12 protein-coding genes are annotated in these 12,484 nt (G+C 67.0%); 11 read left to right on the forward strand and 1 reads right to left on the reverse strand.

The window, feature by feature from the left end; all coding sequences use genetic code 11:
• Positions 1 to 46 precede the first annotated feature (46 nt).
• Genes B6S44_RS05105 through B6S44_RS05115 form a run of 3 tightly spaced genes read left to right on the forward strand, consistent with a single transcriptional unit; the run spans position 47 to position 2,915 of the window.
• Positions 47 to 1,240, forward strand: a complete 1,194-nt coding sequence (locus B6S44_RS05105; protein ID WP_129155692.1) for a CaiB/BaiF CoA transferase family protein — start codon at positions 47 to 49, stop codon at positions 1,238 to 1,240.
• Positions 1,241 to 1,251: 11 nt separating this feature from the next.
• The gene (locus B6S44_RS05110) at positions 1,252 to 2,034 is read left to right on the forward strand and encodes an enoyl-CoA hydratase/isomerase family protein (protein WP_129155693.1); all 783 of its coding nucleotides are present in this window, start codon (positions 1,252 to 1,254) and stop codon (positions 2,032 to 2,034) included.
• Positions 2,031 to 2,915, forward strand: coding sequence for an NAD(P)-dependent oxidoreductase (locus B6S44_RS05115; protein WP_129155694.1), 885 nt, complete (start codon positions 2,031 to 2,033; stop codon positions 2,913 to 2,915). The genes B6S44_RS05110 and B6S44_RS05115 overlap by 4 nt, the downstream gene beginning before the upstream one ends.
• Before the next feature lie 7 nt (positions 2,916 to 2,922).
• On the opposite strand, the gene B6S44_RS05120 is transcribed toward B6S44_RS05115, so the two are convergent.
• A complete protein-coding gene (locus tag B6S44_RS05120) occupies positions 2,923 to 3,657 on the reverse strand; it encodes a GntR family transcriptional regulator (RefSeq protein ID WP_129155695.1) in 735 nt (244 codons plus the stop codon).
• Positions 3,658 to 3,776: 119 nt separating this feature from the next.
• Here B6S44_RS05120 and B6S44_RS05125 point away from each other — a divergent pair, with 119 nt between their 5' ends.
• The 8 genes from B6S44_RS05125 (at position 3,777) to B6S44_RS05160 (ending at position 12,356) form a co-directional block, all read left to right on the forward strand.
• Positions 3,777 to 4,448, forward strand: coding sequence for a cyclase family protein (locus tag B6S44_RS05125; RefSeq protein WP_129155696.1), 672 nt, complete (start codon positions 3,777 to 3,779; stop codon positions 4,446 to 4,448).
• Between the two features lie 39 nt (positions 4,449 to 4,487).
• Complete coding sequence (locus B6S44_RS05130; protein WP_129155697.1) at positions 4,488 to 5,885, forward strand: flagellar biosynthesis protein FlgA; 1,398 nt, start codon at positions 4,488 to 4,490, stop codon at positions 5,883 to 5,885.
• 160 nt (positions 5,886 to 6,045) lie between these two features.
• Entirely contained in the window at positions 6,046 to 7,011 is a 966-nt protein-coding gene (locus B6S44_RS05135; protein ID WP_129155698.1) for an amidohydrolase family protein, read from the forward strand.
• Entirely contained in the window at positions 7,011 to 7,556 is a 546-nt protein-coding gene (locus B6S44_RS05140; RefSeq protein WP_129155699.1) for a TRAP transporter small permease, read from the forward strand. The genes B6S44_RS05135 and B6S44_RS05140 overlap by 1 nt, the downstream gene beginning before the upstream one ends.
• A 35-nt stretch (positions 7,557 to 7,591) precedes the next feature.
• Positions 7,592 to 8,836, forward strand: coding sequence for a TRAP transporter large permease subunit (locus tag B6S44_RS05145; RefSeq protein ID WP_465246090.1), 1,245 nt, complete (start codon positions 7,592 to 7,594; stop codon positions 8,834 to 8,836).
• Positions 8,837 to 8,883: 47 nt separating this feature from the next.
• Complete coding sequence (locus B6S44_RS05150; protein WP_129155701.1) at positions 8,884 to 9,879, forward strand: TRAP transporter substrate-binding protein; 996 nt, start codon at positions 8,884 to 8,886, stop codon at positions 9,877 to 9,879.
• Between the two features lie 286 nt (positions 9,880 to 10,165).
• Positions 10,166 to 11,491 (forward strand): LLM class flavin-dependent oxidoreductase, encoded by a 1,326-nt coding sequence (locus B6S44_RS05155; RefSeq protein WP_129155702.1) that lies wholly within the window; start codon positions 10,166 to 10,168, stop codon positions 11,489 to 11,491.
• Positions 11,492 to 11,864: 373 nt separating this feature from the next.
• Positions 11,865 to 12,356, forward strand: a complete 492-nt coding sequence (locus B6S44_RS05160; protein WP_129155703.1) for a GAF domain-containing protein — start codon at positions 11,865 to 11,867, stop codon at positions 12,354 to 12,356.
• Positions 12,357 to 12,484 lie beyond the last annotated feature (128 nt).

Raw genomic sequence — 12,484 nt, forward strand, 5'->3', positions numbered from 1 at the left:
ACGATGACGGGATAGTCTGCGCCCCTGTCACCCCTTCCGGATCATCATGCCTCGCCCGACGCCGTCCACCGCCCTCGAACGCTTGCGCGTGCTCGACCTGACGCGTGTGCGCGCCGGGCCGACCTGCGCCCGCATCTTCGCTGATTTCGGCGCCGACGTGATCAAGATCGAAAGCCCGCCGGGTATCGACCCGAACGAGAACATGAGTGGGCCGCGGCATGGCTACGACATGCAGAACCTGCACCGGAACAAGCGCTCACTGACGCTCAACCTGAAGAAGGAGCCGGCCAAGGCGATCCTGCGCCAGCTGATCGCCGACGCCGACCTTCTGGTCGAGAACTTCCGGCCAGATGTAAAGGAGCGGCTCGGCCTCGATTTCGAGACGCTGCATGCGCTCAACCCGCGGCTGATCCTGGTCTCGATCTCGGGCTTCGGCCAGAGCGGCCCCTATCGCCTGCGCGCCGGCTTCGACCAGATCGCCCAAGGCATGGGCGGGATGATGTCGGTGACCGGCCTGCCTGGCCAGGGGCCGGTGCGCGCCGGCATCGCCGTCGCCGATTCCGCTGCCGGGCTCTATGGTGCAATCGGCGCGCTGGTGGCGCTGCAGGAGCGCACCGTCTCGGGGAAGGGGCAATGGGTGCAGACCTCGCTGCTCGAAGCCCAGATCGGCATGATGGACTTCCAGGTGGCGCGCTATCTGGTCGAGGGCAAGGTGCCGCCCCAGGCCGGCAACGACCATCCCTACGCAACGCCGATGGGCGTCTATGCGACGCGCGATGGCCATATCAATCTCGGCGTCGGTGCCGAAGGGCACTGGCGTTCCTTCTGCGGCGCGCTCGGCCGGCCCGAGCTCGCGACCGATCCGCGCTATGACAACATGGAGAAGCGCTTCGCGGCGCGCCCTGAATTGCGCGTGCTGCTCGAGGAGATCATGTCCATACGGGACAGTGCCGATTGGCTTGCGGCATTCGAGGCCGCCTCCGTCCCGGCTGGGCCGATCTATGCGGTCGACGCCGTCTTCGACGATCCGCAGGTCCAGCATCTCGGCATCGCGCAGCCGGTCCACCATCCCAAGCTCGGCGACATCCGCGTCGTCGGCGAACCGGTCAGCCTGTCGCGCACCCCGGCAAGTATCGCGACGCCGACGCCGGACGCCGGCGACCATAATCACGAAATCCTCGCCGAGCTCGGTTTCGATGAGGCGGCCATTGCCGGCCTCAAGGCCGAAGGCGCGATCTGAAAGGTATTTGGATGACTGACGAGATCCTCTACGACGTCGCCGACAGGGTCGGCACGGTCACGCTCAACCGCCCGCAGGCGCGCAATGCGCTGACCTTCGCCATGTACGAAGGTCTGGCCGAGATTCTCGGCAACCCGGAGAAGCACGGCGCGCCGAAGGTATTCGTCGTGACCGGCGCCGGCGACAAGGCCTTCGCCGCCGGGACCGACATCGCCCAGTTCCGTGAGTTCAAGACGGCGGAAGACGCCCTCGCCTACGAGAACCGGATCGAGCGGGTGATCACGTCGATCGAGAGCTGCCCGGTACCGACCATCGCGGCGATCGCCGGCGCGGTCACCGGCGGCGGCGCGGCGATCGCCTGCGCCTGCGATCTCCGGATCGCGACGCAATCGGCCCGCTTCGGCTTTCCGGTGGCGCGCACGCTCGGCAACTGCCTGTCGATGGCGAATTATGCGCGGCTCGCCAGCCTGCTCGGCCCGGCCCGCGTCAAGGACATCATCTTCACCGCAAGGCTGGTCGAGGCCGAGGAAGGCCATCGCGTCGGCCTCTACAATGAGCTCGTCGCCGACCATGCGGCGCTGATGGCGCGGGTGAAGGAGCTGGCGGAAACGATCCGTGGCCATGCGCCGCTGACCATGCGCGCCACCAAGGAGGCGTTGCGTCGGCTCACAGTGGCGGCGAGCGCCGATGTCGACGGGGATGACCTCGTCACCCTCTGCTACACCAGCGCCGATTTTCGCGAGGGCATGGAAGCCTTCCTCGGCAAGCGCACGCCGAACTGGCAGGGCAAATGAGCGAGACCATCGGCTTCATAGGCCTCGGTCTGATGGGCGCAGGCTTCTGCAAGCGCCTGATCGCGACCGGCCGCAAGGTCGTCGGCTATGATCTCGACCCGGCCCGCCGGGCTGAAGCGGAAGCGCTCGGCGTCGCCCTCGCCGCCTCCCCGGCCGAGGTGGCCGAGCGTGCCAATCCCATCTGCATCGCAGTGACCACCACCAAGGCGGTGCAGGCGGTGGTGAGTGGCGAAGGCGGCATCCTGTCAGCCAAGTTGTCAGCGGGCGCCATCGTCATCGATTTCTCGACGACCGAGATCGGCGTGACCAAGGCGCTCGCAGCGGCGCTGTCGGAGGCCGGCATCGGCTTCATCGATGCCCCAGTCTCGGGCGGTCCGCCGGCGGCCGAAGCCGGCAAGCTCGCGATCATGGCGGGCGGCACGCCGGAGGCGATCGAGGCGGTGCGGCCGCTGGCCGAGAGTCTCGGGCTCTTCACGCATATGGGCGCGGTCGGCGCCGGTCAGGCGACCAAGCTGGTCAACCAGGCGCTGTGTCTCACCAATTATGTCGTGGTTGCGGAATCGCTCCGGCTGGCGGAAGCCTACGGCGTCGATGCCGACAAGATTCCGGCGGCGCTGGCGCCAGGCCTTGGCAATTCGGCAGTGCTGCAGGTGATGATGCCGCGCATGGTCGCGCGCGATTTCGCGCCGAAAGGCTATGCAAGGCAGGTGCTGAAGGACCTGGAGATGCTGATGGAGGCCGGGCGCGAGCAGCACCTTGCCATGCCGATGGTCGCCCAGGCATTGATGCTTTACCGGATGCTGGTCGCTCAGGGCGATAGCGAGCTCGACGCGATCGCAGTGCTGAAGATGCTGCCGGAGGTCGAGCAGCCCTCACATTGACCTGCGATCAGGCGCTGTCTGATTTCGCAGCCTTGTCCTTCAGCGCCGCGACGAGCCCGGAGAGACCATTGCGGACGTGCTCGCGGAGGCGCTGGCTCGCCAGCGCGGCGTCGCCGGCGGTGAGCGCCGCCAGGATCTGCTCGTGCTCCTGGATCGCCATCTTCCAGCGCTTCGGCCAGAGGTTCGAGGAATAGCGGGCCCGGTCGACCCGGAGCGCCAGCAACTCCCAGATCCAGAGCAGCACGGGATTGCCGGAGAGTTCGACGATGCGGCGATGGAAGGCCTTGTTGGCCTCGAAATAGCCCGGCAGCTCGTCGCGGGTGTGATGCAGCATCATCCTGTAGTGCAGCATGCCGATCTCGGCGACGGCCTCGTCCGTGGCGCGCGCCGCGGCGAGCTCGCCGGCCAATCCCTCGATCGTCGAGACGACATCGATCAGCGCCTCGATCTCGCCGACATCGAGCTCGGCGACGACGGATGACTTGTTCGGCAGCGCGCGGAGCAGGCCGTCCTGGGTCAGCGTCTTGATCGCCTCGCGGACCGGCGTGCGCGAGACGCCGAGTTGCAGGCAGAGCTCGCGCTCATTGAGCTTGGCGCCCGGCGCCAGCGCCCCGGTGACGATCAGGTTGCGCAATTGCGCGACCGTGCTGCCATGCAGAGCGCCCTTGCGCCGCCCCGGCTGAGGCTGCGGCAACTGGGCGAGAAGCGCTGCGAGCGGGGTCGTGTCGGCCGGACTATCCATGACGCTCTGTATATCGCGTGGCCGCTCCGCTGTCGAAAAATTCTTGCATACAAGAATTCAGACCCCTAGAACGGAGCCGCCGGGTCGCCGGCATCCCTTTCCGCAATCCGGGCAGCGCCATGCACATCGTCGACCTTTCCATGCCGATCGCGCCGCATTTCCGCTGGCCGGTGGAGCTTTCGATCAAGGGCGACATCGCAGCGGGCGACCAGTTCCGGGTGTCGAAGATCAACGGTCCCTGCCATGGCTTCTCGCATGTCGATGCGCCCGCCCATTTCGTCGCCGGCGCGCCGACGATCGAGGCGACGCTGCTCAGCCGGGTGGTCGGCCCCTGCCGGGTGCTTGATCTGAGCGGCTGCCCGGCCAATCAGCCGATCGGTCCGGAACATCTCGCCGCCGCCGATGCCGGCGGAGCCGATGGCGAGATCCTGTTGCTGGCGACCCAGTGGAACGACCAACGCGACTACAACGACAAGAGCTTCTGGACCGAGGCGCCCTGGCTGACGCTCGAGGCGGCGCAGTGGCTGGCCGAGCGCAAGCCGACCGCCGTCGCCTTCGACTTCCCGCAGGACTATCCGATCCGCCTCCTGCTCGAAGGCAAGGAGGTGCCCAAGCCCGAGCATGTCACCCACCATGTCCTGCTCAGCCATGGCGTCACTCTGATCGAATACGTCGTCAACACCAGCAAGCTCAAGGCGCCGCGCAACCTGTTCTCGGCCGCGCCGCTGCTGATCCCGAACGCCGACGGCGCACCTGCGCGCATCTACGCCATCGAAGGCCTGGCCATCTGACGGCGACCGCCCTGCCCCGCTCGAACGAAAGCTGCCCTAGTGAACATCGAGAACCTGTTCGCGCTGAAGCCCAGCGCGCCCGATCGCGTCATCTCCGCTGCCCTGGTCGGCGCCGGCGAGTTCGGCGCGAGCTTCATCGGCCAGGCGCGACGCGCCCCGCATATCGAGCCGCGCGTCGTCTGCGACCTCGATATCGGCCGCGCCCGCAAGGCGGCGCTCGCCGGCGGCCTCAGCGAGGCTGAGATCGTCGACTGCCATAGCGCCGCCGAGGCCAAGGCCGCACTTGATCGCGGGCTCGTCGCGCTGATCGGCGATGCCGCCCATCTCGAAGGACTGCCGGTCGACGTCGTCGTCGAGGCGACCGGCGATCCGGAAGGCGCGGCGATGACCGCGCTCGCAGCGATCGAAGCCGGCCGCCATCTCGTCATGGTGACCAAGGAGGCCGAATGCATCATCGGCCCGATCCTGGCGCATCGCGCAAGGCAAAAGGGCGTCGTGCATACTCCGGTCGATGGCGACCAGCCGAGCCTGCTGATCGGCCTGATCGGCTGGGCCCGCGTGCTCGGCCTGCCGATCGTCGCTGCCGGTAAATCATCGGAATCCGATTTCGTCTGGGATCCCGAGGCCGGCACGGTCACAGCCTGGGAGAAGGCGGTGCCGGCCGCCGATTTCGCTGCCGCCTTCGGCAAGCTCGGCAGCGACCCGCTCACTCTGCTCGACGCCCGCGCCAAATTGCCATTCCCGCGCGCCACCGTGCCCGATCTCTGCGAGATGGGTATCGTCGCCAACCATACCGGGCTGATGCCGGACGTCGCGGCGATGCATGCACCGATCGCGCGCACGACCGAACTGCCGAGCCTGTTCCGGCCGGCAGCCGAGGGCGGCCTGCTTTCGGCTAAGGGCCGAGTCGACATGTTCAACTGCCTGCGGCGGCCGGACGAGCTCTCCTTCGCCGGCGGCGTCTTCGTCATCGCCGAGACGCCTGACATCGCCACCGGCAAGCTCTTTGCCGGCAAGGGCATCCCGTGCTCGCCGGATGGCCGCTATGTCCTGCTGCACAATCCCGTGCATCTGCTCGGGGCTGAGGCGCCGATGTCGGCGCTCTCGGCCGCCCTGCTCGGCCAGTCGACCGGCGGCGCCGAGGTCCTGCCGCGCGTCGACCTGACGGCCCGGGCGAGTCGCGACCTCGAGCCGGGCGAGACGCTGACCATGGGCTATCGCCACGTCATCGAGGGGCTGGAGCCGCAACTGACATCGGCAAGGCCGCTGGGGCCAAGCGAACCCGTCCCCTATTACCTAACCGCCGGCCGGCCGGTCGTACGCAAGGTCGCCCGCGGCGCCGTCGTCACCTGCGCCGATGTCGCACTCGACGAGAGCACGACGCTGGTTCGCCTGCGCCGCGAGCAGGACGCGCTGTTCAACTCCGGCGCGCTTTGACTTTACGGCAACATTCTGTATGCAGCATACAATAATCGACAAGATTAAAGCGGGCGACCGCTGAGGAAACGATCGGGAGGCAGGGATGACGGGCGCAAGTGCCGGACCAGCCGGACATGGCCTGAAGCACGCCTGCCTTCCGCCGCAGCGGAGCTAGCTCATGGTCGCGAGCCCCGACCAGCGCGCTCGTTTCCTCGCCTCCGGCGCCGATGACGACCTGCCGATCATCGACGCCCATCACCACTTCTTCGATCTTGCGCGCAACTATCACCCCTGGCTGAGCGACCACCCGGTCGCCTTCCGCTATGGCGACTACAGCGCAATCAAGCGCGACTTCATGCCGGACGATTATCGCCGCGCGATCGACGGGCACCTCGTCGTCGGCTGCGTGCTGATGGAAGGCGAATGGGACCCGCGCGATCCGATCGGCGAGATGCGTTGGGCTTCCGAGGTCGCACGCGAGCACGGCCTGCCGAACGCCGCAATCGGCCAGATCTGGCTCGACCGCGCGGATGTCGGCGAGGTCGTCGCGGCCTATCGCGATATGCCTCTGGTGCGCAGCGTCCGGCACAAGCCCAAGGCCGCCGCTCGTGAGGACCACCGCTCCGATTTCGCCGTGCCCGGTTCGATGCGTGATGCCAAATGGCGCGACGGCTATGCCCTGCTGGCCGAAGCCGGGCTCAGCTTCGATCTGCAGACGCAGTGGTGGCATCTCGACGAAGCCGCCGAGCTCGCCCGCGATTTCCCGGCGACGACCATCATCCTGAACCATGCCGGTCTGCCGGCCGACCGCAGCCCCGAGGGCCTCGCCGCCTGGCGTGCGGCGCTCGATCTTCTTGCTCGCGAGCCCAATGTCGTCGCCAAGATCTCCGGCATCGGCGTGCCTGGACAGGCGTGGACGCTGGACCTGCAGTCGCCGGTGATCGGGAGCGTGCTCTCTGCCTTCGGCGCCGAGCGCTGCGCCTTCGCCAGCAATTTCCCGGTCGACAGCCTCTGCGCCTCGTTCGGCACGATCTTCGACGTGTTCAAGGCCGGGGTTCGCGAGAGGCCGGCGGCCGAGCGCCTCGCCCTGTTCCACGATAATGCCGCGCGCTGGTACGGGCTGGCCGCAGACGGAGCCGCTTGATGAAACTACGCGCCCTGCTCCTGCGGCTGACCGAGGACCTGCTGATCGCCGGCTTCGTCGTGATGATCGCCATGGTCTTCGGCAATGTCGTGCTGCGCTACGGCTTCAGCTCCGGCATCATCTCCTCGGAGGAGTTGTCGCGGCTGATCTTCGTCTGGCTGACCTTTGGCGGCGCCTTCCTGGTGGCGAAAGACGGCCAGCATCTCGGCATGACCACCGTCGTCACCATGCTCGGCCGCAATGGCCGCTGGTGGTGCCGGCTCGCGGTCGAGGCGCTGTCGCTGCTGTGCATGGGAATGCTGGTGGTCGGCTGCTGGCAGCAGGCTTCGATCAATGTCGAGAACCACCAGCCGGTCACCGGCGTGCCGGTCGCCGTGACCTATCTCGCGGGCCTCGTCGGCGGGCTCGGCATCGGCGCACTCAACCTGATCGCACTGGCCCGGCTCCTGACCGGCCGCATGCCGGATGACGAACTCGTCGTCGGGGCGGAATCGGAGGAACTCACCGCCTTCGAGAACCAGCAGGCGGCGGAGAAGCGCTCGTGACCGTCTTCATCTTCCTGGGGTCGCTGATCGGCGCGATGGCGCTCGGCATGCCGATCGCGATGGCGCTGCTGGTCTGCGGCGTCGCGCTGATGCTGCAGCTCGACACCTTCGACTCGCAGATCCTGGCGCAGAACCTGATCGGGGGGGCCGATTCCTTCCCGCTGATGGCGGTGCCCTTCTTCATGCTCGCCGGCGAGTTGATGAATGCCGGCGGCCTGTCGCGCCGGATCATCGCACTCGCGGTGACGATGGTCGGCCATGTCCGCGGCGGGCTGGGCTATGTCGCGGTGCTGGCGGCGCTGGTGATGGCTAGCATCTCGGGCTCAGCGGTCGCCGACACCGCCGCGCTCGCCGCGATCCTGCTGCCGATGATGAAGCAGGCCGGCTACAATCTGCCGCGCGCCGCCGGGCTGATCGCGGCCGGCGGCATCATCGCGCCGGTGATCCCGCCCTCGATCGGCTTCGTCGTCTTCGGTGTCGCCGCCGGCGTCTCGATCACCCGCCTTTTCCTCGCGGGGATCGTGCCGGGCCTGCTGATGGGGCTGGCGCTGGTGATCACCTGGTACATCGTCGCGCGCGACGAGCCGGCCGCTCGCCCGGAGCGCGCCAGCGTGCGCGAGGTCGGGCGATCCGCGCTCGACGGGCTCTGGGCACTCGGCCTGCCCTTCCTGATCATCGGCGGCATGAAGGGCGGCGCCTTCACGCCGACGGAAGCTGCGGTCGTCGCCGCGGTCTATGCCGGCTTCGTCGGCGGCTTTGTCTATCGCGAGCTGAAATTCGAGCATCTCCGCCCGGCTTTGCTCAGCGCACTCAAGACCTCGGCCGCGGTGATGTTCCTGGTCGCGGCGGCGATGGTCTCGGCCTGGCTGATCACCATCGCCGACATCCCGAGCCAGGTCGCAAGCCTGCTCGGCCCGCTGATCGAATCCAAGACGCTGCTGATGTTCGCGATGATGTTCCTCGTCATCGTCGTCGGCACGGCGCTCGACTTCATCCCGACTGTGCTGATCCTGACGCCGGTCCTGATGCCGATCGTCAAGCAGGCGGGCATCGACCCGGTCTATTTCGGGGTGATGTTCATCATCAACAACGCCATCGGCCTGCTGACCCCGCCGGTCGGCGTCGTCCTGAACGTCGTCTGCGCCGTCGGCCGCATCCCGATGGACAAGGTCGTTCGCGGCGTCATGCCCTTCCTGCTGGCGCAGGTCGCCGTGCTTCTGCTGCTGATCCTCGTGCCGGAGATCGTCACCGTGCCGGCGCGCTGGTTCTACGGGCGCTGACGCGCCGCAACCGCCTGACAGACAATGAAAAAAGGGAGGACACGCTCATGACCATCACCCGCAGGACCGCGCTCATCGGCGCCAGCTCCGGAATCGCCCTCTTCGCCATTGGCCGCCCGGCCCTGGCGCAGGCGGTGAAGCTGCGCTTCGCCCATCCGCACCCGGAAGTCGACAGCTGGCACAAGGCTGCGCTGCTCTTCGCCGAGCAGGTCAAGGCCAAGAGCCAGGGCCGCTACGAGGTCCAGGTCTTCGCTAATGGCGCGCTCGGCTCGGATGCGCAGACGATCAGCGCGGTGCGCGGCGGCTCGCTCGACATCTGCCTGACCGGCAATCCGTTCTTCACCGGGCTCGCGCCGAAGCTCAACGTGCTCGACCTGCCCTTCCTGATCCAGAGCCGCAAGCATGCAGCTGCAGTGATGGACGGCCCGATCGGCGACGGCCTGCGCAAGGAGCTCGAGGGCTCGAACCTCAAGGCGCTTGCGACCTGGGAGATCGGCTGGCGCAACCTGACCAACAACCGCCGCCCGGTTGTGACCGCCGCGGACCTCAAGGGCCTGAAGATCCGCACCACGCCGAACCCGGCCCATATCAAGGCCTTCCAGCTGCTCGGCGCGATCCCGACCCCGATGGCCTTCACCGAGCTCTTCACCGCGCTGGAGACCGGCACGGTCGACGGCCAGGAGAACCCGGTGACGCTGATCCTCAACGCCAAGTTCCACGAGGTGCAGAAACATCTCTCGCTGACACGCCACGCTTTCACCACCGGCCCGCTGGTGATGAACAAGACCAAGTTCGACGCGATGCCGGCCGACATCCAGCAGCTGCTGCCCACCATCGCGGTGGAGATCGCCGGCATCCAGCGCCAGATGAACGAGGACACGGAAGGCTCGAGCCTCGCCGAGCTGAAGAAGGCCGGCATGCAGGCGGTGGAGACGCCCGACCGCGACTCCTTCGCCAAGATCGTCACCGCCGAGGTCGAGAAGGAGTTCGTCGGCAAGTATGGCAGCGAGACCTTGGAGGCGATCAAGAAGGCGGCGGTCTGACGGCCCACGCTTGAACACCGTCGTGCTCGCCCTTGTGGCGAGCATCCACGTCTTGAACACTGCCCTGCCCGAAGGAAGACGTGGATGGTCGGGACAAGCCCGACCATGACGGGGAGGCTAGCCGACCCAGAACCGAACTTCTTCGGCTTCTGCGCGAACTGAGACGAACCTTCTACACTGATCGCTATCCAGAGATGGTTCTTGGCTTTTTGCGCTGTGCCATGGCGCGGCGGCGGGCGCGGACATAGCTCAGCATGTTCTGAGCAACCGCCTGCCGAGGCCAGCTATGACGACCGCGCGCCAGCTTCACCTCGGGGCCTTCATGCGCCCCGTCAGCATCCATACCGGCGCCTGGCGCTATCCCGGCGCCTATCCGGATGCCAATTTCAACTTCGGCCACCTGAAGCGCTTCGCGCAGAAGCTGGAAGCCGGCAAGTTCGACGCCTTCTTCATGGCCGACCATCTCGCCGTACTGAACATGCCGGTCGAGGCGCTGAAGCGCAGCCATACGGTGACCTCGTTCGAGCCGTTCACCCTGCTCTCGGCGCTTGCCGGCGCGACCGAGCGCATCGGCCTCGTCGCCACCGCCTCGACCACCTTCGACGCGCCCTATCACATCGCCCGGCGCTTCGCCTCGCTGGACCATATCAGTGGCGGCCGTGCCGGCTGGAACATCGTCACCACCTCGAACCCGGATGCGGCGCTGAACTTCGGCCTCGACGCCCATGTCGACCATGGCGAGCGTTATGACCGGGCGCGCGAATTCTACGACGTCGTCACCGGCCTGTGGGATTCCTTCGCCGACGACGCCTTCATTCGCGACCGCGACAGTGGGATTTATTTTGACCCGGACAAAATGCGGCGGCTCGATCACAAGGGCGAGCACCTCTCGGTTCGCGGACCGCTCAACATCGCAAGGCCGCCGCAGGGCTGGCCGGTGATCGTCCAGGCCGGCGCCTCCGAACCCGGCCGCCAGCTCGCGGCCGAGACGGCCGAGGTCGTGTTCGCGGCGCATGGCACGCTCGCGGCCGGCCAGGCCTTCTACGCCGATGTGAAGGGCCGCATGGAGGCGATCGGCCGCAATCCCGACCATCTCAAGATCCTGCCGGGCGTGCTGACCGTCGTCGGCGACAGCGTCGAGGAAGCCCGCGAGAAGCGGGCTCTGCTCGATTCCTTCGTCCACTATGACAGCGCCATCGCCTCGCTCTCGATCGCGCTCGGCCATGACGCCACCAGCTTCGATCCGGACGGCCCTCTCCCTGAAATCCCTGAGACCAACCACAGCAAGAGCGGCCGCGAGCGGACGATCGCGCTCGCCCGCCGCGAGAACCTGACCGTCCGCCAGCTCGCGCAACGGCTCGGCGGCTATGGCGGCCTGGCCTTCGTCGGCACGCCGAAGACGATCGCCGACGAGATGGAGCAATGGCTGACCGAACGCGGCAGCGACGGCTTCAACGTGATGTTCCCCTATCTGCCGGAGGGGCTCGACGACTTCGTCGACAAGGTCGTGCCGGAGCTGCAGCGGCGCGGATTGTTCCGCCTGGACTATCAGGGGCCGACCCTGCGCGACCATCTCGGCCTGCCGAGGCCCGTCAACCGACACTTTGCCTGAACATTCCCTTGCGGGCCGCCACTGTGGACGATTGTACCGACTGTCATCAGATCTTTGAAAAGGCGTTTCATTGACCCGCGAGCGGCGATTGCGAATGATTTCGGGATCGAACCGCAGCGATGCGGGCCGGTCGCGGGATTTGCCGGAGCAGCTTGCACCGCGTCACCAAAGCTAAAAGCACCACGCAGCTGTCGTGGGCTCCTAACTGGAGACGCATGATGGTCTACGTGCTTTATTTCGCCAGAATTCAGCTCAGGCGGCTCTCCGCCTTCCTGCTCTGGACGCGCAGCTGATCTCCGCTTCCGGCCTGCCATAGCCCTCGCAAAATCCGCTTTGGCGGCGCATATCCAGCCTCGACTTTACGGAGGCGACGATGTTCCAGGCGGCGACGATTTCGGCGAGCGACAAGCCAGGCTTCTACAGGGAGCTCGTCCAGCAGCTCGAAGGCCTGCTGCATGGCGAGCACGACGCGATCGCCAACGCCGCCAATCTTTCGGCGCTGCTCTACGACGCGATGCCGACCCTGAATTGGGCCGGGTTCTACCTGATGCGTGACGGCGAGCTCGTGCTCGGCCCCTTTCAGGGTAAGCCGGCCTGCGTGCGCATCCCGGTCGGGCGCGGCGTCTGCGGCACCGCCGTCGCCCGGCGCGAAACGATGCTGGTCGAAGACGTGCACGCCTTCCCCGGCCACATCGCCTGCGATGCCGCCTCGCGCTCGGAGCTGGTCGTCCCGCTGATCCGTGACGGCGAGGTCATCGGCGTGATCGATCTCGACAGCCCCGAGCCGGGCCGTTTCGACGCCGACGACCAGGCCGGCATCGAAGCAATCGCTAGCCTCTATCTCGAAGCCAGCGACCGCTTCTGACGACCTCCCTCGTCATTCCGGGGCAGGCCGAAGGCCTGAGCCCGGAACTCATGAACACAACGGTTCCGGAAGCTTGAGACCGTGCGATCCGACTCCAGCAGTGTTCATGGATTCCGGGATCTTCGCTA

Source organism: Allobosea sp. Tri-44, from assembly GCF_004123845.1.
In the GTDB taxonomy this organism is placed as follows: Bacteria; Pseudomonadota; Alphaproteobacteria; order Rhizobiales; family Beijerinckiaceae; genus Allobosea.

Bases quoted from the DNA above. Each gene is read 5' to 3' on its own strand.
- B6S44_RS05105 (WP_129155692.1), top strand. From the start codon at position 47: ATGCCTCGCCCGACGCCGTCCACCGCCCTCGAACGCTTGCGCGTGCTC.
- B6S44_RS05125 (WP_129155696.1), top strand. From the start codon at position 3,777: ATGCACATCGTCGACCTTTCCATGCCGATCGCGCCGCATTTCCGCTGG.
- B6S44_RS05120 (WP_129155695.1), bottom strand. From the start codon at position 3,657: ATGGATAGTCCGGCCGACACGACCCCGCTCGCAGCGCTTCTCGCCCAG.
- B6S44_RS05110 (WP_129155693.1), top strand. From the start codon at position 1,252: ATGACTGACGAGATCCTCTACGACGTCGCCGACAGGGTCGGCACGGTC.
- B6S44_RS05135 (WP_129155698.1), top strand. From the start codon at position 6,046: ATGGTCGCGAGCCCCGACCAGCGCGCTCGTTTCCTCGCCTCCGGCGCC.
- B6S44_RS05150 (WP_129155701.1), top strand. From the start codon at position 8,884: ATGACCATCACCCGCAGGACCGCGCTCATCGGCGCCAGCTCCGGAATC.
- B6S44_RS05155 (WP_129155702.1), top strand. From the start codon at position 10,166: ATGACGACCGCGCGCCAGCTTCACCTCGGGGCCTTCATGCGCCCCGTC.
- B6S44_RS05115 (WP_129155694.1), top strand. From the start codon at position 2,031: ATGAGCGAGACCATCGGCTTCATAGGCCTCGGTCTGATGGGCGCAGGC.
- B6S44_RS05140 (WP_129155699.1), top strand. From the start codon at position 7,011: ATGAAACTACGCGCCCTGCTCCTGCGGCTGACCGAGGACCTGCTGATC.
- B6S44_RS05145 (WP_465246090.1), top strand. From the start codon at position 7,592: ATGGCGCTCGGCATGCCGATCGCGATGGCGCTGCTGGTCTGCGGCGTC.
- B6S44_RS05160 (WP_129155703.1), top strand. From the start codon at position 11,865: ATGTTCCAGGCGGCGACGATTTCGGCGAGCGACAAGCCAGGCTTCTAC.